We start from the raw sequence: 23817 nt of genomic DNA on the forward strand, positions 1-23817 counted from the left end.
TGGAAGCAATCCCGGCTGGATACTGACCCACTCGACTCAAACCGGGACCTAAAATCTTCTGCCGCGCAGACTCCTAGCTCTCAATTCCCAAACAACCGCAGACCGCTACTGAATGCCTCAACTGCCCATAGACGCTTATCAAGACAGCTTCATGGAAGCCCTGGCACAGGGCCACGTCGTTGTCACCGCGGATACCGGCTCCGGCAAATCCACCCGACTGCCTTTGTGGGCCACGGAAAAAGGGGCAACCCTGGTCATCGAGCCCCGCCGCGTGGCCTGCACCGCACTTGCGGACTTCCTTGCCCGGCAACAGGGGTCGCCCCTGGGTGATGGCATTGGTCATGCGGTGCGTTTCGATGTCCGCTGCACCCACGAAACCCCTCTGGTCTTCGCCACGCCCGGCATGGCGCTGCGCTGGCTGGGAGAAACCGGACTGGCCCGCTTCCATACCGTGATCCTGGACGAATTCCATGAACGGCGCTGGGATACGGACCTGCTGCTCGCCCTGCTCCAATACCGCGGCAACCACCACCTGGTGGTGACTTCCGCCACTTTTGCGGCGGAATCCGTGGCCCGCCATCTGGAGGCACCATTGATCGAGGCGGAAGGCCGGCGATTCCCCGTCACGGTGGAGCATGACGCCAAGGACGAGCGCCAGATGCCGGAAAGCCGCCATCTCTCGGACCGTATGGCCCGGGCGATTAAGCGGGCTCTGAAGGCGACTCAGGGGCCGGTTCTGGCGTTTCTGCCCGGCCGCGGCGAAATCCGGGACACAGCGCAGGCCCTGGGGGATCCAGGCGTACCGGTACTGACCCTGCACGCCACCGTCGACGCCGAATCACGGGAGGCAGCACTGGCGGAAGACGGAGGACAGCGCGTGATTCTGGCCACCAATGTGGCGGAAACCTCGCTCACCATTCCCGGCGTCACAGCCGTGGTGGACTCCGGGCTGGAACGCCGAACCCACCAGCGCAACGGCCGCACCGTGCTCAGTCTGGCCGCGATCAGCCAGGCGGCGGCCGACCAGCGCAGCGGTCGTGCCGGGCGCACCGAGCCCGGAAGGGCCATCCGCCTTTGGGGCCGTGGCGCCCCGTTGGACGCGGCAACCGCCCCGGAAATCCAGCGGGAAGAACTGACCGAGCTGGTACTGGCTGCCGGCTGTGCGGGGACCCCGGCAAGCACGCTCCGTTTTCCCGACCCCTTGCCGGACAAGGCCCAGGAAGCCGCACAGCAACGCCTCTATACCATGGGCGCGGTGGACGAACGCGGCGTTGCCACCGACTACGGCCAACGGCTGTTCCAGCTTCCCATCGATAGCTTCTTCGCCCACCTGATCTCGGCCATGCCGGATGCCAGCACCCGTGGTGCCATGGCGGACCTGACCGCCGCCCTAAGCACCCGCCCGCGGCTGTTCCGGTTTCCTGAGGACGAAGAGCGACGCCGCGCCCTGGGCGACTGGCTGCCCGAACCCTGTGATGCCACCACGCTGATCACCCTGGTTCGCAGCCGTCCTCCCAAGCCGCTCAGTGTGAATGAACAGGCACGCCGGGAAGCGCGCCAGCTGGCCGGGCGCATCCGGGAGACCCTGGCGCTTCCGGGCATCCCCGAGGCTCCCTTCACGGAACCCGCCGAGCTCCGTCACGCCATTGCGCGTGCGGCGCCGGAACTGGTCTTTGTGCGCCGGGAGAAACGCCGGCAGGCCATGGGCAACGACACTCGCGAGGTCATGCCAGAGGAAGCCTCCAGGCTCCCGGAAGACGCGGAAGCCGCCCTGGTACTGGACGACCACAGCATTCCCGGCAAACACGGCCACCGCCAGACCATCACCATTGCGACATGTCTGGCGCCGGTGCCGCTTTCCCTGCTGGATGAACTGGATCTGGGCAAGGTCCGCTTTGGCGAGGTGCGACTCGACAATGGCACTCCGCGCGTCCGCCGCGAACGGCTCTATGCCAACCGGGTGGTCAGCACCGCGGACACCACGCCTGGCGGCCCGGAACTCCGCCAGGCACTGGCTGACCTAATTCTTCAGGGGGAACTACTGGCCCCAGTAGGCGAACAGGTGCAAGCGGACATCCAGCAATGGGCCCTCTATGTGGCTCTGGGCCATGGTGAGGGCGAGGTTCCGGACTCCGCCCACGACTGGCTGTGCCAGCGCCTGGAAGCACTGGGCGTGGAAGAAGCTGGCGACGAAAGCCTGATTGAACCGGATGACCTGGCCTTCGAGGGGGTTCCGGAATGGGAGCGCGAGGCTTTTGACCGGCGCCATCCACGCCGTGTTTCGCTGGGGGATCTGGTCATGGATGTGACCTATGAGCCGGCTGCGAAGCGCGTCACACTGGACTATCGCCACGGCCCCCGAAAAACGCCCCCCAAGCGCTGGGAGCTTCCCAGCTGGAGAGGCTGGCAGGTGCGTTACCGGCGCGCGAGCAAGGTGGTTACCGTACAGTAAGCGCGGTTCCACCCCAGCCAGCGGTATGGAACAATGGCGCCTTTCAACAGGAGGCGACCCATGGTAAGACACTGGCTGACAACCCTGTTCTGGCTGCTGGTGGTGCTCCCGGCCAGCACCAGTGCCTCACCGCTGACAGAGGGGCTGGATGCGAGTAACCTCCAACTGGCGTCGGTCCATGCGGCAGTCGTTGACCTTGAAACCGGTGAACAGATCCACGGCAAGAATGCGAGTATTCCCACTCCCATCGCTTCCGTCACCAAGGTGATGACCGCCCTGGTGGTTCTGGACTCGGAACAACCCCTGGATGAATACCTGACCATTCTGGAAAGGGACCGACCGGCCCCGGTCAACGCCTATTCCCGCATTCGCATTGGCTCCGAGGCCACTCGCCGGGACCTGTTGCGTATTGCCCTGATGGCTTCCGAGAACCTGGCAGCACACCAGCTGGCGCGCCATCATCCTGGTGGTTATGACGCCTTCGTGAAGGCCATGAACCATAAAGCCTCCCAACTGGGCATGACCAATACCCGATTCGTCGGCCCGGCAGGGCTGTCCTCAAAGAACCAATCCACCGCCGCCGACCTGACACAGCTGATGCGTGCCGCCTGGAAAAATGAGACCCTGCGCAAGCTCTCAACCACGCGTTACCATACGGTGCACTTCCGGAGCCCGCGCTACCAGCTGCGCTACGGCAACACCAATCTGCTGGTGCACCGCCGTGGCTGGCCGCTACGCCTGACCAAGACGGGCTACCTGAACGACGCCGGGCGCTGCCTGATGATGGTGACGCCGGTGAACGACCGGCCAGTGGGCATGGTATTCCTGAACGCCTTTGGCAAGCGCACCCCACTGGGCGATGCGGGTCGTGTGCGGCGCTGGCTCCGAACCGGCAACAGTGGCGCCATTGCGGACGCCGCCAAACGCTATGAACAGCAACAGATCCAGGCGCTGCGGGGGCACGAAACCGAAACCACCGTCAGCGACAATACACATCAGGACTCAATGGAGACCGCGCAATGACCGGATTAGCCCTTTCACTGCATGCCCTGGCCGCCGTTATCTGGGTGGGCGGCATGTTCTTCGCCTACATGGCCATGCGCCCCGCCGTCGTCCGGGTGGTGGATGCCTCCGAGCGCCCTCTTCTGTGGTGCCACACCCTGTCCCTGTTCTTCCGCTGGGTAGGGGCTGGCATTGCCATCCTGTTGATTACCGGTTATGGACTGATTCATACCTACGGCGGTATGGGCAACGTCAACTGGCATATCCACGTGATGCACGGCCTTGGCCTGCTGATGATGCTGCTGTTCCTCCACATCGTCTTCGCCCCTTATAAGCGGCTCAAGCAGGCCGTCAACAATGGTGATACAGACGAAGGCAAGCGCCGCGTCGGCCAGATCCGCAAGTTCGTGGCCATCAACCTGATCATCGGACTGATCGTGGTGGTGATCGCCACTGGTGGGCGCTACTGGTAACGGTAGCGGTAGACCGGCGTCGCATAGAGATCCGGGAGCTCTCTGAGCGTCTCGGGCTCTCGCCCCCGCAGCGCAAAGCAGTGGCTGATCACCCAGCGCACGGACCCCGGATCACGCGCCAGCCGCTGCTGCACGGCCTGCATGCCCGCCGGCATCAGGTAGCACAACACGACCTCAACCCCATCCAGCTCCGCATTCCGGAAATCGCGCCGATAGAACCTCAGGTTGTCCAGCCGCATCAACCGCGCCAGTAACACGGACACCAGCCAGGGGAAGAATGAGACCTCGTAACCGATCACCGGCGTCTGCGGGAAACGCCTAGCACACCGGATGGCAAGCGTACCCCAGCCGGAGCCCATGTCGACAATCGCCCCGTCAGGCGGGGTTTCCACCAGCGCCAGCATCACCCCCGGGGCACGGCCAATACTGGGCATTGGCGGCATGCCCGTACGCAGGGTCGACCAAAGGATGGACGCTGCCACCACCAGCACCAGACCCAACACCACCAAAGCGGCTGCTTCCACGGCTCACTCTCCAGCTGAACCCGCCATCAACACCATCACTCTTCCTCCCATTCCCGCCACTGCTCGGCCACATCCCGGCCCCGCCCCTCATCCACTGGCAGGACGGTCACCATCGCCAGCACGAACAGTGCGAGGCAGAACAGGATGGCATCCGCCAGTCCCAGGGCCCACTGGATCAGCCCCAGCCCCAGTATGCCGAAGATGGCCGCCAGCTTGGAGGCGGTGCCCCAGAAGCCGAAAAACTCCGCCGCCTTGCCCATGGGCGTGAGCACCCCCACAAGCGCCCTTCCGGCGGATTGGGCCGAACCGAGGCTGAGCCCCGCCAGCACGCCAGCGCCCAGGAACACATCCTGCGCCTCAAGCCCGAAGCCGGTCACTGACGCCAGCAGCCGCGTCATGTTGGGCGTCTGCCATATGGCCAGTATGGCGAGCACCCAGAGCCAGAGGGTAACCAGATAGGTGCGGCGCGCGCCCCAGGGTCCCTGGAGCCAGCCGAACAGCAAAGCCCCGATGGCGGCGGTAATCTGGACGGTGACGAACATCAGGGTACGGGTGGCTTCATCCCAGCCAATCACCTGGGAACCGTAGATGAAGGAAAAACTGACGATGATGTAGATCCCCGCCATGGAGAAGAAAATCGAGACAAGCAGCCAGCGCAGGTCGCGGAACTCGTTAACAGCACGCCCTGTGGCTACGAGCCGGTTGATCCCCAGCCGGGTCAACGACCACCCTTCGGGAACCGCCCTGGCCTCGCCACGCTCCCGGACCCAGACAAAAGTGGGAATGGCCGACACCAGGAAGAAAATGGCTGCGAAAGGCCCGACCCAGCGGATCGTATCGTAGTTGGCCGCGGACACATCGCCCAGGAACGCCAGGGTGAACGCCGTGGCCACCAGCCCACCAATGTAGCCCAGACTCCACCCCAACCCTGAAATCCACCCCAACGCCTCGCGCGGCCCCAGATCCGGCAGGAAACTGGAAATGAAGCCCTCACCAATGGCGTAAGCGAAGTTGGAGATGATGATCAGCACCATGGCGACGGTGATCCAGCCCGGCTCCACAAAGTAAAGCAGCGCGGTGGCCCCCACGGTGACCCCATAGCTGAGGAACAGGAAGCGCTTGCGCGAGCGGGTGTAATCCATAACGGCGCCACAGACCGGATTGGCCACGACCACCAGCCCATAGCTTACCGCCAGCGCCAGGCTCCAGAGAAAATTGCCCAACCGATAGTCCGGACTATCACCAACAATCACGCGGGTAAACAGATCACCGAACACCACGGTGATGATCAGCAGCGTATAGGCCTGGTTGGCAAAGTCGAACATGGCCCAGCCGAAGAGCTCGCGGCGAGGCGCGTGGGTCTGTGAATCCATGGTATTCAGCGGCTTCTCCGGGTTTTGCTGGCCAGCACACGGCCTGAATTGCGAATCTGGCGCCAAAGGTAACGCCAGGTCTCTTCACGCTGGCGTTCCCGCAGGCACCGCAACAGGCGCACGCGGCGGGCTTCGTCCATCTGCTCTTCCATCAGGGCCTGAAGGCCATCGCTCACATTGAAGGGCGTATCACCATGAAGGCTTACGGCCACCCGATGCTGGGCATCCAGTTCCAGCTCCTCGCCCACTGCGGCCACGGCCGCCGCCATGTTCCGGCCCTTGGCCGTCTCCGGCTCAGCCAGGGAATACGGCGGCGCCCATTCGCGCGCGGGCCGAACCTGGTCCACCCCGGTTACAACACCAATCACGGGAGGTGGACGCCGGGATGCATCCTCCCGGAACCACCCCCTGATCCGCGCCAATACCGCCCGTTCACCCTCGCGATCCGCGCGCAGGACCGGCGTCACCCACAGGACCAGGTCCGCCCGCAGCACTTCCCGGCGCAGCGTGGCGGTATCAAGGCTGTCGCCCTCAATACCCGGGGTATCCGTCAGCAGGACCTCATCCCCGCCACTGCTGCCCCAACTGTATGCCTCAACGGCGTTGGTGGTACCCGCAAGGCTGTCCACCGGCGCCACTGGCGCGCCAATAAGCGCGTTCGCCAGGCTTGAACGGCCACTGTTGCTCCGCCCCAACAACAGGACCCGCAAGGGCTCCGGCGTGGAGGACTGCGCCTCGCTGGCCTGCTGTTGCAGGCGCGAGGCGCGGGTCACAGAGGCCACGTCTGTCTCGGGTTCCAGCAGCAGGCGACCACTGTAGAGTTCAATGGCGTAATAGCCCACCTTGCGGATGTACTCACGCAACAGCCAGGTCTGAACCTGCTCCGAGCCATAGCCCAGTACCCGATTGCCCAAATCCCGACGCAGCTCCCGGAACACCACACTGGTCGGATCCATGGCCGCATGCCCAAGGCGGTACACCCCCTCCAGTTGCACGGCGGTATCACGCCAGCGTCGCAGACGGGCCATACTACCCAGGGTGAGACGGTGACTGAGCGGAACATGGTCGACGATCTCCGCCCGCAATTCCCGGCTGGCCCGTTCAATGATCAGGAGCATGTGGGGGAGCGTCAGCTCCAGCAGAGGGCGTTCGCGGTGGGGATGGTAATGGCGGGCAACATCTTCCACCGTATCCCGGCCGAGACGGAACAGGCCGGTGGCATCGCTGAGGGGGTACTGTTCAGGCGTCGCCTCGTTGGCGCGACCTTCAACCCGCTGCCACGCCTCATGGGAATCCGGGGGCCAATGCGCTTCCGGCTGCGTCGCCGGTTGCAAACGTTTCCGGCTGAGGGCCCGCGAGACCCAATGAAGCCCATACCCCAACAGGCCACACGCCGCCAACACCACAAACCAGACGAAAAGCTGCCCCGAATGCCAGAGCCAAAGCACCCCCATGGCAGGCAGCACCAGCAATGGCAGAAACGAGACCACTACGGCAACCAGCCGCAAATAACCGAACTCACGCAGCAGCGCCCTCACTCATCCTCCCGCTCGCGTGCGAGACGAAGTCCCTGTTCAAAGGCGTCGTGATAGAGCTTGCGGATGGTGTCAGCCTCGACGGGCATGCCGTCCGCCGTCCGTGCGAGATAGAAATCCGCTGCCTTACCCAGCGCGTAGGTCATGGCCGCCCCACTGGAGGCCCCCCAGGCCGCCCCCAGGGTCTGCCCCCAGCCGGGCACCATCTTCACGAGACTGCGCCCGGCCCAACGCAAACCGTGGCCCGCCAAAGCGCTGAGCCCCAGCAGGCCGAAAAACTCCGAGCTGCGCCGCAGGTCCCATGGCTGCTGATAGATGCGCCCGAGCACATGCAGCATCCGCACCTGCAATGCCGGAAGCAGAGCCACGTCAACCAGCGGCAGGGCCCCAGCTCCGGCCGCCGCCAGGCTGTAGCCGGTAATCTGGGGGTGAGCGGCACGACTGAACAGATCACGCAGCCCTGGATCCTGCTGCAGTCGAGCTCGCAACTCGAACGTGGCGGTTTCCTCAATGCCCTGCCATAACCCCTCCAGGCCATAATCCGGGGTCACGAACCCATCCTCTTCCAGGGTGAAATCCACCGCTACCGAGACCACCGGCGCATGCCCTGCCAGCTTTTTACTCAGTTCATCACGCTCAGACAGGACACGCTGGAGATCCGAAGGGACCGCCTCCGGTAGCACGGAATCGCCAAAGGGCCAGGGCACGAGATGATCCGCCCCCGGCGGATAAAGCTCATGCAACGCCGTGTGCACAAGCACCACCGGCCATTCGGGATGACGCTTGCGGACCGTCTTCAGGGCCTCCATTACCGCTTCTTGATCGGGGTCCGCCGCTTTCATCACCGCCATCACCAGGTGCGCCTGGGATTCACAGAAGGCGAGATCCTCAGCCGCGTCGTAGGCCACCTCCCCCAGCCCCCTTGTATCCAGAAAGCGCACCACCGGGGCCTGCTCCGGAAAATCGTAAAAGGAGGCGGTGCGGGTGCAGGCCTGGAAGCCGTTACCAATCGTGGCGCGAGGGCTGCCGGTCAGTGCGCGGATGAGCGAGGTCTTGCCCGACTGCGCCTTACCCAGAAGCCAGACAACAGGCGGTGGCTGCTGCTCCCGGGCTTCGGCCAGGGCAACCGTCAGCCGTTCATCGTCCACACCCGGACGCAGCAATGCCTCGCGCACGGCGCCCAGTGAGGGCAAAGACCAGCGGGATGTGCGCGTCATGGAATGAGCGACCTCCGGTGAACGTGGGCTTGCAGTGATTGCAATCCACCTTACCGGCTCAGTCGCGGTAAGTCAGCAATGCATCACTGCCCGGGATCATCCTGTTTCCGACCATCGCTGCTCAGGCCATGGGTGCGGCTGTCGTAGTTCTCACGCAGCTCATCCTTGATGGTGCCATCCCATAATGGCACCCCAATGAAATACCCGGCGCGACCAATGGCATGGGCCGCGATAGGGCTTGTCATCATGATGAACAGCACAATCGCCATCCCCCGCGCCAGCGCAAGCCATTCAGCAAACCCCAACACCACACCGGCCATGATCAGGACAGCGCCCATAGTGCCCGACTTGGTAGAGGAATGCATACGCGTCGGCAAATCCGGCAGGCGCAGGATGCCCAGCGCGGCCAGCAGCATGAAGGCAGCTCCGCTGATCAGGCATACAGCAATGAGCAGATCCATCATTCGCGCGGCCCTCCCCGTTCAATAAAGCGTGCAAACCCGATGGCTGCGAGGAAGGCGACCAACGCCACCACGATCGCCACGTCCAGAAAACTGAGAACACCGGTATCCAGCGCATGAACGCCGATAATGCCCACCACCATGGAGCTGATCAGTTCAAGCGCCACCACCCGATCCGGCAGAGACGGCCCCTTGCCCAGCCGGATGGCAGCCATCAGCATGGCAAGCGCCAGCATTGAATAAACCAGTGTCAGTACGAAGCCATTCATCGTAGCGAACTCCCGCAGCCCATCACGCTAGCGCAGCACACGCAGGATCCGGCGTTGCAGCTCCTGCAGACTGTCACGCAGTTCCTGTTCGTCAGCCATGAACATGGCATGGATGTAGAGCACCCTGCGGTCGTCCGAGACGTCCAGACTCAGAGTGCCAGGGGTCAGTGACACCAGGTTGGCCACCAGCGTAATCTCGATATCCGTCTCCGCCTCCAGGTCCATCGCAATGACTCCCGGCTTCATGTACCAGACCGGGGTGATGACGTCATAGGCCACCCGGACATTGGCCACAACCAGCTCCTTGAGGAAAAAGGCCGAAAAGCCCAGAAACCGGGGCAGCCGCTGGGAATAGCCACGCAACGCCGGGACGTGGCGCTGCATAACCGTGAGCGCAAGGTACCCGAAGAAGAAACCGACCAGCAGGTTACCGCCGGAAAAGCTGCCGGTCAGCGCCACCCAGAGCAATGCCAGGATCACATTCCAGAAAAAAGCGATCATGGGCGCGCCTCCAGTACCGCCCGGATGTAGCGATCCGGGTTGAGCAGCTGTTCCGCTGCCGTCTCAGCCAGCGCATAGATGGGCTCACCGTTGAGACCGATGAACAGGGTGCAGCCGGCCAGTCCAGCAATGGCCGTGTACATCCATCCCAGGCCGGCGGTACCGCCCTGCCGGGCTGGTTCGCCGGATTCCGTCTCGGGCGCGGCCTTCCAGAACACTTCCGCCCATATCTTGGTCATGGAAAACAGCGTCAAAAGGCCCACCAACAGCGCCACGGCCGTGACCGCCCAGGCCTCGGCCTCAATGCCGGCGCGAATGACGATGAGCTTGGCGAAGAACCCGGAAAGCGGCGGCATCCCCGCCAGAGAGAACGCGGGGATCAGGAACAGCACCGACAGCATGGGCCGGGCGCGGAAGAACCCACCCAGGTCCTTGAGCTCATGGGTGCCGGTAAGCCGGTGGGTCACGCCACTCACCAGGAACAGGGTGGTCTTAACGATGATGTGGTGCATGATGTAGAAAACGCCGCCAATAATCGCCAGCGGCGTGAACAGCGCCAGGCCCAGGATCATGTACCCGATCTGACTGACGATATGGAAGGACAGGATCCGCCGGAACTCATACTGGGCGGCGGCCCCCAGAACGCCGGTGAGCATGGTCAGCGCCGCCACCCAGAGCAGGATCTCATGGGTATAGCCCACATCATGATCAAACACGATGGTGAACATCCGGAACAGCGCGTACACCCCAACCTTGGTCAGCAGCCCAGCAAAGAGCGCGGAGACGCCCACCAGGGGCGTGTGGTAGGAAGCCGGCAGCCAGAAGAACAGCGGGAAGGCGGAGGCCTTGATGCCAAAGGCAACCATGAACATCACTGCTACCACATTGATCAGCGCCGTGTTTTCCACCTGATCGATCTTCTGGGCCAGGTCCGCCATGTTCAGGGTGCCAAGCAGTCCATAGAGAATACCCACGGCTGAAAGAAAGATGGCCGAGGAAAACAGGTTCAGGGTCACATACTTGATGGCCCCCTCCATCTGGGCCCGTTCACCCCCCAGGGTCAACAGCGCGAACGAGGCAATCAGCATCACCTCGAACCAGACATAGAGGTTGAAAATGTCACCGGTCACAAAGGAACCGGCCACGCCAGCCAGCAACAGGTGCATCAGCGGGTAATACCCGAAATGTTCATGCCGTTGCGGGGTGGCCCCCATGGAGAACAGGGCAATGGCGAGGCCCGTAATCCCGGTAAGCACCACCATGATGGCCCCGAGCATATCCACGGCAAGCGTGATGCCAAGCGGGGCAGCCCATCCGCCCATGTGGAGTACCACCATGTCATGCGCGTGCACCTGCTGAAGCAGGAAGATGGAAACCACCAGCAATGCCAGGGTCCCGACCACCCCCAGCACGCGCTGGGCGATGCGGTAACGCCACAGCGCCAGTGACAGCGCCCCAAAAAACAGCGGGATCAGGATGGGAGCAACAGCCAGTGACATCAGGTATCGGTTTCCTTCATCCGGTCCAGGTCGTCCGTGCCGACAACCTCATAGGCGCGATGAATCAGCACCACCGAGAACGCCAGGACCCCGAACGCAATCACAATAGCGGTCAGGATCAAAGCTTGCGGCAGGGGATCGGCAACGGTTGCGGCTGGCAGCTCAGCCCCTTCCGGTACCAGCGGCGGTGCGCCCTGGCGCATCCCCGCAACCGTGAAGATCAGCAGGTTGGCGGCATTGCTCAGCAGCATCAGGCCGATCACGAGCTTCACGATCGATCGGCGCAACATCATGTACACCGCGGCGGCAAACATTGCGCCCACGATGTAGGCCATCAGTGTTTCCATCAGCAGCCTCCGGACTCAGGCATCGCATTCCTCCGACTCGGACAGGCCCACCACCATGGTGAGGATGGCGCCAATCACGGTCAGGTACACGCCAATATCGAAAATCAGGGGCGTGGACAGCTTGTAGTAGCCGCCACCGGGCAGCGGAACCTTCCACCATTGAGCCGTCATGGCGGGCTCCCCCAGCACCAGCGAGGGCACGATGGACGCCAGGCCGATCAACAGCCCGGCTCCCAGGAAGTCCCTTGGATCCACCCGCAACAGCTCCCGGGTAGCGCTCACTCCGTAGGAAAACAGGAACAGCACCACCGCGCCGGAAGCCACAAGCCCGGCGATGAAGCCGCCACCGGGTTCGTCGTGGCCACGGAGCAGCAGGAATACCGAGAACAGCAGCTGCATCGGCATCAGGAACAGGGCAGCGGTGCGCAGAATCAGGGTATTGGCTTCCCTCATGCGATGTAGTCCTCCGCCTTGAGCCGGATCATGGAGTAGACCCCAACCGCCGCAAGCGCCAGCACGAAGATCTCACCCAGCGTGTCCAGGGCCCGGAAGTCCACGAGAATGACGTTGACGATGTTCCGGCCATGGCCATCCACCACACTGCGCGCCACATGACCGGCTGAAATCGGTTCGAAGAACTGGACCTCAGTGGCCGCCAGGACCAGCATGGTCATAAGCGCTCCCACCAGGAGCGCCACCAGGATGTCCCGACAACGCTCCAGCGGAGATGACATGCGGGTAAAGCCTGGCAACCTGAAAAGCACCAGCACCAACAGGATGACGGTCAGCGTCTCGACCAGTATCTGCGTGATGCCCAGGTCCGGCGCGCTGAACAGGGTAAAGATGAGCGCCACCGCAAAACCGACAACGCTCATGGCAGCCACGGAACCAAGCCGTGAAATCGTACCCGTGGCAAAGAGGGCCGAAACGATCATCAGAAGCGCGATACCGGCGGCAAAACCGGAATCCGGAAACGGCAGCCGAAGTGGCACACCGTACTGGCTGATGAGGGTAAAACCGGTGATTCCCACCGTTGTCAGCGCCAGAGTGATCATGTAGTTGCCCATGGTGCCGTTCTGCAGCACGCGGGTCTGCCAGGTGGCAATGCGGGTCAGCCACTCCAGGGTCCGGAAATACCCCGCTTCGGGCCCAAAGCGTCCCAATCCATCCCTCAGGATGGCCAGGGAGGGCTGAAGGCGCGACCAGGAGCGCAGGACCACCACAGCCGCGCCAAGGGAAAACAGCGATAGCAACAGGGGCGTATTAACACCATGCCACAGGGCCAGGTGGACTTTCTCCGCGGTGCCTCCCAGGGACGCCACCACCGGTGCCACCAGCGCCTGCTCCGGAAGAAACAACGCTACGCCGAACAGCAATGACAACCCGGCCAGCACCACGGGCCCGGCCAGCAGGGACAGGGGTGCCTCATGGGGATGCTTTGGGGTTTCCCCGCGCTCTCCGTAGAAGGGCTTAAGGGCAATGAGGCCAGCCGCCACCATCACGCCGACGCCAGCGGCGACCGCCAGAACCGTCAACGCCCCGCGCCACGCCGGAGCCTCAAGCACGGCCTCAAGCATCAACTCCTTGCCCACAAACCCCAGCAACGGCGGCAACCCCGCCAGCGATAGCGCCGCCACCGCCGCAGCCACTGCTGTCACCGGCATAAGCGCAGCCAGGCCGCCCATGGCCGATAGATCCTTGGTGCCCGTTTCATGATCCAGGATTCCAGCGACCATGAAGAGCGCGCCCTTGTACAGCGAGTGGGCTATAAGGAAAACCGCAAACGCCACCAGGGCATAGTGGGTTCCGATGCCAATCAGCATGATGAGGGTGCCCAGAGCCATGATGGTGGAATAGGCCAGCACCTTCTTGGCGTCGGTGTGGGTAATGGCCATGAAGGCGCCGGTGAACATGGTCACGCCACCAAAAAGGCTGAGCAGCCATGTCCAGAGTTCCGCCTCGCCCAGCGCCGGATTCAAGCGCGCCAGCAGATAGACCCCCGCCTTGACCATGGTGGCCGAATGCAGGAAGGCTGAGACTGGCGTGGGCGCGGCCATGGCCTTGGGAAGCCAGAAATGGAAGGGAACCTGGGCTGACTTGGTGAACGCGCCCGCCAGCACGCACAGCAGCATGGGCACGGTCCACGCGTGCCCCACCAGGTCCACCTCCGAGGCCAAGACCCCACTCAGCGAGTACGAGCCAGCCATGGTGGCCAGCATGATCAGGCCCGCCATCAGGGCCAGCCCACCGGCAACCGTCACAAACAGTCCCTGCAGGGCACAGGCCCTTGCCTCGACGTCCTCGTGATCAAAACCGATGAGCAGATAAGACGTGATACTGGTCAGCTCCCAGAAGACAAACAGGGTCACAAGGTTATCCGCCAGGACCAGTCCCAGCATGGAGGCCATGAAGCTGAGCATCACGACGTAGAAGCGCCCCAGGTAGGGATGCCCCTTCAGGTAGCCACCCGCGTAGATGAGGATGAAGGTGCCAATGCCGCTGATCAGGAGCGCAAACAGCAGCGACAGGCCATCCACCAGCCAGTTCAGGGTGATGTCCATGGCGGGAAACCATGGGTAGCGCATCACCTGGCCCCCCTCAGCCATCACCTCCGGCAGGTGGCCTGCGAACCAAACGAAAAGTGCCGCCGGAAGCAGCGCCAGGACCCATCCGCAGCGGTCTCCGGCCAGCCTGCAGATCAGGGGAGCAAAAGGCGCCAATATGAATCCGGAGAGAACGGCGAGCAGCATCGGAACGGGACGCCCCCAGGTCTGGACATTCCGAGGGAGCATACCGAAGGCCTTGATCAATGACAATAAATTCCGAGCGTGCTTGCCTGTGCGAAGGGCGAACGGGCTTGATGCCCCTGTGCCGCCAGTGCCCTACTGCTCGGTGACGCTCAGGCCCCGGCTGGCAGCCCAGGCGCCAATGGCCTCCCGCGCGGGTTCAGGGACCGACAGCCAAACGGAAATGCCCTGCCCATACTCAACGGCCTCCAGCTGCCCCCCCAGGCGGGTCAGCTCCCGGCGCAATGGCTGCTCGTCCGCAAAACCGGCTTCCAGCTTGAGGGTGGCGATGGGCTCCCGGTAGTGGACGGCCAATGTCGAAAGAACCGCCTCGGCGGCCCCGGCATAGGCGCGCACCAGGCCACCCGCTCCCAGTTTGACGCCGCCGAAGTAGCGGATCACCACCACCACGATATCCCCGATTCCCTTGTGCTCAATCACGTTGAGGATGGGTTTGCCCGCCGTTCCGGAAGGCTCGCCATCGTCATTCATGGCCGCGCTGGTGGCTCTGCCCGGCGCCCCGATCACATAGGCCCAGCAATGATGCCGCGCCTCAGGGTGGTCCCGGCGTGCCTGTTCAATAAACGCAAGGGCCTCTTCCCGGCTGACCACTGGTGCAACACGCGCAATAAAACGGCTTTTGCGCACCTCGGTTTCCGCCTCGGCCTGACCGGCTGGCACTGGCCAGGCACCCTCATTGGTTTGTGCATCGGTCATCAAGCACAGTATCCTCTGTTCCAAATCATTCCAGGAAGGATCCATACCATGCAGGCCAACCTTGAACAGCGCAGCTTCCTGTTCCTGCTTCTGCTCGTCACCGCGCTTTTCCTGTACCTGATGCAGCCCTTTTTCGGCGCCATCTTCTGGGCCTGCGCCATTGCGATCATCTTCTTCCCGGCTCAGCAGTATTTTACACGGCTATGGGGCGAACGCCCGAACCTCACGGCACTGGCTACCCTCGCCTTCTGCCTGACCCTCGTCATCCTGCCCACGCTGTTCGTGGCCGCGTCATTCGTGTATGAGGGCGTCAAACTGTATCAACAGATCCAGGCGGGTGAACTCGATCCCAGGGCCTTCCTGGACCGCATCGGGGAAACCGTCCCCTTCATTGGCACCGCTCTTGAATCCTTTGGGGTGGACATCGAGTCATTGCGCGAACGCGCCGTCAACACCGTGATGCAGGGCGGGCAATTCTTTGCCCAGTCCGCGCTGAACATCGGGCAGAATACCGCCCGCTTCTTCATTCACTTTGGCGTCATGCTCTACCTGGCGTTCTTCCTGCTGCGCGACGGGGACTACCTGCGCAACCTGGTCGGTCAGGCCATGCCCCTGAGCCGGGAACGCGAACAACTGCTTCTGGGCAAGTTCGCGGGAGTCACCCGTGCAACCATCAAGGGCAATGTCGTCATCGCCGTCATCCAGGGCATGCTCGGTGGCTTCATTTTCTGGGCCCTGTCTCTGCCGGCGGCCATCCTCTGGGGGGTCGTTATGGGGGTACTGTCGCTGATTCCGGCGGTGGGTGCCGGCCTCATCTGGGTTCCGGCCGCCATCTACCTGTTTGCAATCGGCAACTGGATCCAGTCCATCGTGCTGGTGCTGTTCGGCACCGTCGTCATCGGGCTGATCGACAACCTCCTGCGGCCGGTGCTGGTGGGGCGTGACACCAAGCTCCCGGATTACATGGTGCTGCTGTCAACACTGGGCGGGCTGATCCTGTTCGGCATCAACGGCTTTGTCATTGGACCATTGATCGCTGCCCTTTTCACCGCTTTCTGGGGCATATTCATCCGCGACTTCAAGCAACCCACCACTTCCCAGAGATAGCTGGGCGGTGAGGCCCTCGCTCAGCCATCCTCACTGTGATCAACACAGACCCGGTCTCGCCCCTCGGCCTTGGCCCGGTAGAGGGCCTTGTCCGCGTCTGCCAGCAACTGTTCAGGGGTAACCGACGCCGCTTCCCGCTGGATGGTCACGCCGCCACTCAGTGTCATCGTCAGATTAACGCCCTCATTCGTGAGCGAGACCTCACTCACCTGCTGGCGAATCCGCTCGATCACACTGACGGCGCCCTGCTCATCCGTCTCGGGCAGGATCATGGCAAACTCCTCACCCCCATAGCGGGCCGCCGTGTCCTGTGGTGAACGCAGATTGGCCTGCACGATGGCGCCCACCATTTTCAGGCACTCATCACCCACCTGGTGGCCATAGGTGTCGTTAACCGGCTTGAAATGATCAATATCCAGCATGGCCACTGCGATTGGCCGCCCGGTACGCCGAGCCCACTCAACCTCCTGGCGCAGCTGTTCGTCCAGGAAACGGCGATTGCGTAACCCCGTCAGTTCATCCGTCACACTCAACTCGTTGAGCTTCCGGTTGAGCGCTTCAAGCTCCCGGGTACGCTCTCTCACCCGGTCTTCCAGCTCACGGTTAAGCCGGCGCGCCGTCTCCAGCGTTTCCGACTGAGCCTCGTACCGCAGCTGACGCTCCACGTTAATCCGTTGCGCCAGCGCAAAGGACAGCAACACGACCTCGAAAATGGATCCGATCTGGGCAGCATGATCGGTGACAACATTCGAGGGTAAAACGCCCCCCTTGGAAAGCGCCAGAACGATACCGCCGCCCAACACGAATGACCACGCCATGACGTAATACTTGGCCGTAGCCTGCCCCCGATACCAGGCATAGAGGCCACCGAAAAAGGCAATAAGGCACCCAAGCACCACCAAGGGGATGAGTACCAGAATCAGGGCAAAATAGCTGAGCCAAAACGACAGGAGCGCACTGACGCTGCTGATGGCCACCACCAGCAACGCCAGCGCGTCCAGCCGCACGGAGAGCTGGCTCAGCTGCAGGAAACGGCGCATGAAAAGCCCGGCAAAAATCAGGACACTGCAGATGAACACCAGTATGGCCTGATCATTCCATTCGGTGGCAGCCGGCCACAGGTAACGAAAGCCGTAACCGGTCAGAGACGCCATCAACAGCGCGATGGAGAACACAAAGCCCACGTAATACAGGTAATTGCGCTCACCCAGGGCGAAGAAGAGCAGCAGGTTGTAAACGCCGATCACCAAAAAGGCACCGAAGTAAATGCCATGGAGGATGTTCGCGGTGATGTCACGACTGCGAAAGGCTTCACGGTCCCACAACGTCACCGGCACCTGGACCGAACTCTCGGTCCGCACCCGGAGGTAAACCGTCAGCGTTTCATTGGCCTCCCATTCCAGCGGTACCACGAAAAAACGGTGATCCAGAGGTCGCTGACTGTAGGGGTAGTCATGCCCAAGCTGCCATGATTGATGACGCTCCCCGTCTGCCAGTACATGCACCTGAACATCACCAAGAACGGGATAGCCGATCGAGAAGAGCCGTTCCACCCCCGTATCCGCCTCATTGCTCAGGCGGACCCGCAGCCACCAGGCAGAATCCGAGTAACCACGATTGAAGGTGTGCCCCTGGAGCTGCTGCCAGTCATCGCGCGCGCGCACCGCATCCAGCCCCAGGTCGCCACTGGGGTCTTCCAGGAACTGGAGCCGTTGCTCCAGCGGGAGCCGGGAATGGTCCCGAACGTCATCAGCCCCCATGACGGGGGCCGGAAGGAGCCACGCCAGAAGGGTAAGCAGCACCACGATATGGGTTGGGCAGCGGATTTCATGCGTTGCTGGCATGAACGAAGCCTAAACCAGATGGTGATGCGCTTCACACCCCTTCCAGGAGGCCACGGTCACCGCTCAGTTCACTTTGGGATCAAGTTCGCCTTTGTCGTAACGGCTCACCATATCCTCAAGCTTGATCGGTGTGATCTTGCTGGCGTTGCCGGCAGTACCGAACGCCTCATAGCGGTTCACGCAGACATCGTACATGCCAGCGAGCGCTTCCTTCATGAACTTGCGCGGGTCGAATTCCGCCGGGTTCTGGGCCAGGAAGCGGCGCACGGAACCGGTAGCGGCCAGGCGCAGATCCGTATCCACATTCACCTTGCGCACGCCATGGCGGATGCCTTCGGCGATCTCCTCAACCGGAACGCCGTAGGTCTCCGGAATGTCGCCACCGTACTCGTTGATGATGTCCAGCCACTCCTGGGGCACGGACGAGGAGCCGTGCATCACCAGATGGGTATCCGGGATGCGCGCATGGATCTCCTTGATCCGGTCAATCGCCAGGATGTCGCCGGTAGGCGGACGGGTAAACTTGTAGGCGCCGTGGCTGGTGCCAATGGCGATTGCCAGCGCATCGCAGTGGGTGTCCTTAACAAACTGCGCCGCCTCTTCCGGGTCGGTCAGCATCTGGTCATGGCTGAGCTTGCCGGAAGCCCCAACGCCGTCTTCTTCGCCGGCCTCACCGGACTCCAGTGAGCCCAGGCACCCCAGTTCGCCTTCCACGGAGACACCACAGGCATGGGCCATTTCCACCGTCTTGCGGGTCACACCCATATTGTAGTCGTAATCCATGGGCGTCTTGCCGTCCTCGCCCAGTGACCCATCCATCATCACCGACGTGAATCCAAGCTGGATGGAACGCTGGCACACCGCCGGGCTGGTCCCGTGGTCCTGGTGCACCGCGATCGGGATGTGCGGCCATTCTTCCGCTGCCCCTTCCATCAGGCGGCGCAGAAAGGGAGCGCCCGCGTACCGGCGCGCCCCGGCTGAAGCCTGGACAATCACCGGGCTGTCTGTCTTGTCCGCTGCCATCATGATGGCACGCATCTGTTCCAGGTTGTTCACGTTGAACGCTGGAACGCCGTAACCATGCTCGGCGGCATGGTCAAGCAACTGTCGCATGGAAATCAGTGCCATGTCGGCCTCTCCTTATATGGGGTTTGGTAACGGCGCTCAGGCGCCGCGTTCCTCAAGTACGTTCACTGCCGGCAGTGTCTTGCCCTCCACAAACTCCAGGAAGGCGCCGCCGCCGGTTGAGATGTAGGAAATCCGGTCATTGAGGCCGAATTCATCAATGGCGGATACGGTATCACCGCCACCCGCCAGAGAAAACGCGTCACTGCTGGCAATGGCATCCCCCAGCTTGCGGGTGCCATGGGAGAACGCCTCAATCTCGAACACACCCACGGGCCCGTTCCAGATAATGGTCTTCGCACCCTTGAGCTCCTCAGCAAGCGCCGTGGCGGTCTCCGGGCCAATATCCAGGATCATGTCATCCCCGCCAACATCCTCCACCTTCTTGGTGGTGGCCTGCGCGTTCTCTGAAACTTCACTGGCTACTACCACATCTGTCGGCTGGGCGATCTCGACCTTCTCCATCAGTGCCTTCGCCTCATCCAGCATCTCATGCTCGCACAGCGAATTGCCGACCGGCTTGCCGCTGGCGGCCAGGAAGGTGTTGGTAATGCCGCCACCCACGATCAGCTTGTCAACCACCTTCGAGAGCTGCTCCAGTACCGTCAGCTTCGTGGACACCTTGGAGCCGCCCACAATGGCCACAACGGGCTTCTGGGGATGCTCCAGCGCCTTGGTAAGCGCGTCCAGCTCACCCGCCAGAAGCGGTCCAGCGCAGGCCTCTGGCGCAAACTTCGCCACGCCGTGGGTGGACGCCTGCGCCCGGTGCGCCGTACCGAAGGCATCCATCACGAACACATCGCACAACGCCGCATAGCGTTTCGCGAGAGCCTCATCATCCTTCTTCTCGCCCTTGTTGAAGCGCACGTTCTCACAAAGCACTACCTCGCCATCGGTCACCTCGACCCCATCAAGGTAGTCACCCAGAACACGCACCTCCTGGCCCAGCAGTTCCCCCAGGCGCTTCGCCACGGGCTTGAGCGAATCCTCCTCGGAATAGACCCCCTCCTCGGGACGCCCGAGATGGGACATGAGCATCACCCGACCACCGGCATCCCGGGCCGCGCGAATCGTCTCCAGCGAGGCCCGCAGGCGGGCATCACTGGTCACCTCACCATCCTTGATCGGCACGTTCAGATCCTGCCGGATCAGAACCCGCTTGCCCTTCAGCTCCATGTCGGTCATGCGTTTAATGCTCATTGGTGCGATTCCTCAAAAGCGCGATTCATGATGAATGGTCAACAACCTACCTAAAACAACCGTTTACCGGCGCCAGCGAAACCTGTTACGCCTAAGTACCGGAGTGGGTGAGTGCTTTCCAGGAGGCTCGATGACAGGATGTCATCGCGCCAGCGCCCATGGGTTCGCGCGATTAAGCGCGAACGGGCATACAGGATGTATGCCCTGGACCTGCAAGCGGAGCAGGATAGCGCAGCTTGCAGGGGTTCACAGCGGTCCCAGAAAGCACTCCCCCACTTCGGTACCTGCTACATATCCTAAGTCTAGGGAGAGGTGTTACAACGAAGTCCAATACCGAGCCACATCCAGCATCCGGTTCGCATACCCCCACTCATTATCAAACCAGCACAACACCTTGACCATCCGCCCCCCACTCACACGGGTCTGCCCCGCATCCACAATGCCGGAACGCGCATCATGATTGAAGTCCGTACTCGCCAGAAGCTCCTGTGTATACCCAATAATCCCATCGAGCGACTCCCCCGCAATACGCGCCAGAACAGCGTTGACCGACGCCGTATCCGTCTCCTCGCGCACCGTCACCGTCATATCAATGGCCGACACATTGATCGTCGGCACGCGTACCGCCACAGAGCTGAACCGCCCGGCCATACTCGGTAACAGGCGCTCTATCCCACGAGCCAACCCGGTTTCCACTGGCACCATATTATGGAAGGCGCTACGGGTACGCCGGAGATCCTGGTGATGATAGGCATCAATAACCGGCTGGTCATTCATCGCCGAATGGATGGTGGTGGTGGCTCCCTGCTGTATACCGTAAGCCGCATCCAGCGCCTGTATGATGGGCACAATGCAGTTTGTGGTGCAGGAGGCATTGGAAACAATGCGATCACTGGCGCTCAGGGTTTCATGGTTGACCCCATACACCAGGGTAGCATCCAGTTCCGGATCCCCGGGCTGGGAGAACAGAACCCGGCCAGCGCCAGCATCCAGGTGCTTCTGGCCCTGCTCCCGGGTCGCACCACTGCCCGTGCAATCAAGCACCAGGTCAACGCCGATATCGGCCCAGGGCAGCCGCGCCACCTCCGGTTCACGCACAATGCGGATGGCGTCTCCATCCACGACCAGCCCTTCGCCATCGACCTCAACCTGGCCGGCAAAGCGGCCATGGGTGGTATCAAAACGGGTCAGGTGCGCGATGGTCTCCGGATCAGACAACTCATTGATGGCAACCACCTGGAGATGATCGCGGTAACCGTTCTCGTACAGCGCACGCAGCAGGCACTGACCGATGCGCCCGTAACCATTGATCGCTACCCGAGCCGCCATCGGTCGCCCTCCGTTCACGCCATGTCTTCCAGCAGCGTCTCGCTGATGGCCAGCAGGTTGTCCACGGTGAAGCCGAAGGCTTCAAACAGCGGCCCCGCCGGAGCCGACTCACCAAAGGTCGTCATGCCCAGAACCCGCCCTTCCAGGCCTACGTATTTGGTCCAGTAATCTGCAGCGCCAGCTTCCACGGCCACACGGCAGGTTACCTCCGCGGGCAGTACCTTCTGGCGGTATTCAGCCGGCTGGGCATCAAAAACCTGGGTGCTGGGCATGGAGACCACCCGCACCTGGCGACCCTGGGCGCGGAGCTGGGTAGCCGTCTCCTGGGCCAGCGCCACCTCGGAGCCGGTGGCGATCAGGATGATCTCGGGGAAGCCATCGGAGTCGGAAAGGATGTAGCCACCACGTTCAATGTCGGCCACCTGCTGTTCGTCGCGCGGCTGGTGCGCCAACGCCTGGCGGGTAAACACCAGCGCGGTTGGGCCATCGGTCCGTTCAAGTGCCGCTTTCCAGGCTACCGCCGTCTCAACCGTGTCACAGGGGCGCCAAAGGCTCATGTTGGGCGTCTGGCGCAGGGTTGCCAGCTGCTCCACCGGCTGGTGGGTCGGCCCATCCTCGCCCAGCCCAATGGAGTCATGCGTGTACACCAGCACATTGCGCTGCTTCATGAGCGCAGCCATGCGCGTCGCATTGCGCGCGTACTCCATGAAGATCAGGAAGGTCGCCACATAGGGAATCACACCGCCGTGTAGGGCCATGCCGCTGCCGATGGCCGTCATCGCGAATTCGCGCACCCCGTAGTACACGTAATTGCCACTGCCGTCGGCCGCGGTGATCGCCTGGCAGTCACTCCAGAGGGTATTGTTGGAGCCGGCCAGGTCCGCCGACCCGCCCACGAGCTCAGGCAATGCCGGCCCGTAGGCATTAAGGGTCTTCTGGGAGGCCTTGCGGGTGGCCATGTTCTCGCCATTGGCCTGGCACTGCTGAATGTAATCCTGTGCCTTGCTGGCAAAGTCGGAGGGCAGCTCCCCCGCGAGGCGGCGCTTGAGCTCGGCTCCCAGTTCCGGGAAGGCCGTTTCGTAGGCCGCAAAGCGCTCATTCCAATCGTTCTCGGCAGCCGCCCCGGCATCACGGGCATCCCAGCCCTGATACAGCTCATCCGGTACCTCAAAAGGCGCGTGGGTCCAGCCCAGATTCTCGCGGGTCGCCTGGATCTCGTCATCGCCCAGCGGCGCGCCGTGGCTGCTCTCCGAGCCTGCCTTGCCAGGCGAGCCGGCCCCGATCACGGTCCGGCAACAGATCAGGGTCGGCTGGGTGCTGTTACCACGCGCTTGCTCAATGGCCCCCTTGACCGCTTCCGGGTCGTGGCCGTCCACGCCCGGGATCACTTGCCAGTTATAGGATTCGAAACGCCCGGCAGTGTCATCGGTAAACCAGCCGCTGACATCACCGTCAATGGAGATCCCGTTATCGTCGTAGAACACGATCAGCTTGCCCAGCCCCAGCGTGCCCGCCAGTGATGCCGCCTCGTGGGAGATGCCCTCCATGAGGCAGCCGTCGCCGACGATGCACCAGGTGTAGTGGTCCACGATCTCATGACCGGCGCGATTGAACTGCGCCGCCAGGTTTTTCTCCGCCAGCGCCATACCCACTGCGTTCGCCAGGCCCTGACCGAGTGGGCCTGTCGTGGTCTCAACCCCCGGGGTGTAGCCAAATTCCGGATGACCCGGCGTACGTGAATGCAGCTGGCGGAACTGTTTCAGATCCTCGATGCCCAGGTCATACCCGCTCAGATGAAGCAGGCTGTACTGGAGCATGGAGCCATGGCCGTTGGAGAGCACGAATCGATCCCGGTCCGGCCAGGCGGGATTGGCCGGGTTGTGCCGGAAATAGTCGTTCCACAGAACCTCGGCAACGTCGGCCAGCCCCATGGGCGCGCCGGGATGGCCGGACTGCGCCTTCTGCACGGCGTCCATACTGAGCGCGCGTACCGCATTGGCAAGGTCTTTACGCGACGGCATCGGATTGATCTCCCACTGACTGATTGGCTACGGCC

The 23817-nt window shown here is 62.5% G+C and carries 21 protein-coding genes; 4 read left to right on the forward strand and 17 right to left on the reverse strand.

What is annotated here, in order from left to right; genetic code table 11:
* The first annotated feature begins 112 nt into the window (after positions 1-112).
* Genes AC1RQI_RS14130 through AC1RQI_RS14140 form a run of 3 tightly spaced genes read left to right on the forward strand, consistent with a single transcriptional unit; the run spans position 113 to position 3927 of the window.
* The gene (locus AC1RQI_RS14130; RefSeq protein ID WP_481905295.1) at positions 113-2452 is read left to right on the forward strand and encodes a helicase-related protein; all 2340 of its coding nucleotides are present in this window, start codon (positions 113-115) and stop codon (positions 2450-2452) included.
* 60 nt (positions 2453-2512) lie between these two features.
* Positions 2513-3475 (forward strand): D-alanyl-D-alanine endopeptidase, encoded by a 963-nt coding sequence (gene pbpG, locus AC1RQI_RS14135; protein ID WP_481905296.1) that lies wholly within the window; start codon positions 2513-2515, stop codon positions 3473-3475.
* A complete protein-coding gene (locus tag AC1RQI_RS14140) occupies positions 3472-3927 on the forward strand; it encodes a CopD family protein (RefSeq protein WP_481905297.1) in 456 nt (151 codons plus the stop codon). Before pbpG ends, AC1RQI_RS14140 begins: the two co-directional genes overlap by 4 nt.
* On the opposite strand, the gene AC1RQI_RS14145 is transcribed toward AC1RQI_RS14140, so the two are convergent.
* The 12 genes from AC1RQI_RS14145 to AC1RQI_RS14200 form a co-directional block, all read right to left on the reverse strand.
* Positions 3918-4451, reverse strand: a complete 534-nt coding sequence (locus tag AC1RQI_RS14145) for a class I SAM-dependent methyltransferase (protein WP_416635436.1) — start codon at positions 4449-4451, stop codon at positions 3918-3920. The two genes, AC1RQI_RS14140 and AC1RQI_RS14145, sit on opposite strands and share 10 nt — an antisense overlap.
* A 35-nt stretch (positions 4452-4486) precedes the next feature.
* Positions 4487-5824, reverse strand: a complete 1338-nt coding sequence (locus AC1RQI_RS14150) for an MFS transporter (RefSeq protein WP_481905298.1) — start codon at positions 5822-5824, stop codon at positions 4487-4489.
* Between the two features lie 5 nt (positions 5825-5829).
* On the reverse strand, positions 5830-7362 hold the full coding sequence (locus tag AC1RQI_RS14155) for a GTPase family protein (protein ID WP_481905299.1): 1533 nt from the start codon (positions 7360-7362) through the stop codon (positions 5830-5832).
* Positions 7359-8576, reverse strand: coding sequence for a GTPase family protein (locus AC1RQI_RS14160; protein ID WP_481905300.1), 1218 nt, complete (start codon positions 8574-8576; stop codon positions 7359-7361). The genes AC1RQI_RS14155 and AC1RQI_RS14160 overlap by 4 nt, the downstream gene beginning before the upstream one ends.
* An 83-nt stretch (positions 8577-8659) precedes the next feature.
* Positions 8660-9040: a monovalent cation/H(+) antiporter subunit G gene (gene mnhG, locus AC1RQI_RS14165; protein ID WP_416635442.1), complete on the reverse strand. Its 381-nt coding sequence runs from the start codon at positions 9038-9040 to the stop codon at positions 8660-8662.
* The gene (locus AC1RQI_RS14170; RefSeq protein WP_416635634.1) at positions 9037-9273 is read right to left on the reverse strand and encodes an MrpF/PhaF family protein; all 237 of its coding nucleotides are present in this window, start codon (positions 9271-9273) and stop codon (positions 9037-9039) included. Before AC1RQI_RS14170 ends, mnhG begins: the two co-directional genes overlap by 4 nt.
* A gap of 60 nt (positions 9274-9333) precedes the next feature.
* The gene (locus AC1RQI_RS14175; protein WP_481905301.1) at positions 9334-9807 is read right to left on the reverse strand and encodes a Na+/H+ antiporter subunit E; all 474 of its coding nucleotides are present in this window, start codon (positions 9805-9807) and stop codon (positions 9334-9336) included.
* Positions 9804-11306 carry a Na+/H+ antiporter subunit D gene (locus tag AC1RQI_RS14180; protein ID WP_481905302.1) on the reverse strand — a complete coding sequence of 501 codons (1503 nt, stop codon included), beginning with the start codon at positions 11304-11306 and terminating at the stop codon, positions 9804-9806. The genes AC1RQI_RS14175 and AC1RQI_RS14180 overlap by 4 nt, the downstream gene beginning before the upstream one ends.
* The gene (locus AC1RQI_RS14185; protein ID WP_416635448.1) at positions 11306-11653 is read right to left on the reverse strand and encodes a Na+/H+ antiporter subunit C; all 348 of its coding nucleotides are present in this window, start codon (positions 11651-11653) and stop codon (positions 11306-11308) included. Before AC1RQI_RS14185 ends, AC1RQI_RS14180 begins: the two co-directional genes overlap by 1 nt.
* Before the next feature lie 15 nt (positions 11654-11668).
* The gene (locus tag AC1RQI_RS14190) at positions 11669-12106 is read right to left on the reverse strand and encodes a Na+/H+ antiporter subunit B (RefSeq protein ID WP_416635450.1); all 438 of its coding nucleotides are present in this window, start codon (positions 12104-12106) and stop codon (positions 11669-11671) included.
* Positions 12103-14403: a putative monovalent cation/H+ antiporter subunit A gene (locus tag AC1RQI_RS14195; protein ID WP_481905319.1), complete on the reverse strand. Its 2301-nt coding sequence runs from the start codon at positions 14401-14403 to the stop codon at positions 12103-12105. Before AC1RQI_RS14195 ends, AC1RQI_RS14190 begins: the two co-directional genes overlap by 4 nt.
* A gap of 132 nt (positions 14404-14535) precedes the next feature.
* Positions 14536-15156, reverse strand: a complete 621-nt coding sequence (locus AC1RQI_RS14200) for a YigZ family protein (protein WP_481905303.1) — start codon at positions 15154-15156, stop codon at positions 14536-14538.
* 48 nt (positions 15157-15204) lie between these two features.
* On the opposite strand from AC1RQI_RS14200, the gene AC1RQI_RS14205 reads away from it, so the two are divergent.
* Positions 15205-16263 carry an AI-2E family transporter gene (locus AC1RQI_RS14205; RefSeq protein ID WP_481905304.1) on the forward strand — a complete coding sequence of 353 codons (1059 nt, stop codon included), beginning with the start codon at positions 15205-15207 and terminating at the stop codon, positions 16261-16263.
* A gap of 20 nt (positions 16264-16283) precedes the next feature.
* Here the strand turns inward: AC1RQI_RS14205 and AC1RQI_RS14210 are convergent, their stop codons facing one another.
* From AC1RQI_RS14210 to tkt, 5 genes are all read right to left on the reverse strand, one after another.
* Complete coding sequence (locus tag AC1RQI_RS14210; protein WP_481905305.1) at positions 16284-18107, reverse strand: sensor domain-containing diguanylate cyclase; 1824 nt, start codon at positions 18105-18107, stop codon at positions 16284-16286.
* Between the two features lie 63 nt (positions 18108-18170).
* On the reverse strand, positions 18171-19235 hold the full coding sequence (gene fba, locus AC1RQI_RS14215; protein WP_416635459.1) for a class II fructose-bisphosphate aldolase: 1065 nt from the start codon (positions 19233-19235) through the stop codon (positions 18171-18173).
* 36 nt (positions 19236-19271) lie between these two features.
* On the reverse strand, positions 19272-20432 hold the full coding sequence (locus AC1RQI_RS14220) for a phosphoglycerate kinase (RefSeq protein ID WP_481905306.1): 1161 nt from the start codon (positions 20430-20432) through the stop codon (positions 19272-19274).
* A 315-nt stretch (positions 20433-20747) separates the two neighbouring features.
* Complete coding sequence (locus AC1RQI_RS14225; protein WP_481905307.1) at positions 20748-21761, reverse strand: type I glyceraldehyde-3-phosphate dehydrogenase; 1014 nt, start codon at positions 21759-21761, stop codon at positions 20748-20750.
* Positions 21762-21775: 14 nt separating this feature from the next.
* Positions 21776-23782, reverse strand: a complete 2007-nt coding sequence (tkt, locus tag AC1RQI_RS14230) for a transketolase (protein WP_481905308.1) — start codon at positions 23780-23782, stop codon at positions 21776-21778.
* Between the last annotated feature and the right edge of the window lie 35 nt (positions 23783-23817).

The organism is Salicola sp. AFF1 (assembly GCF_056783195.1).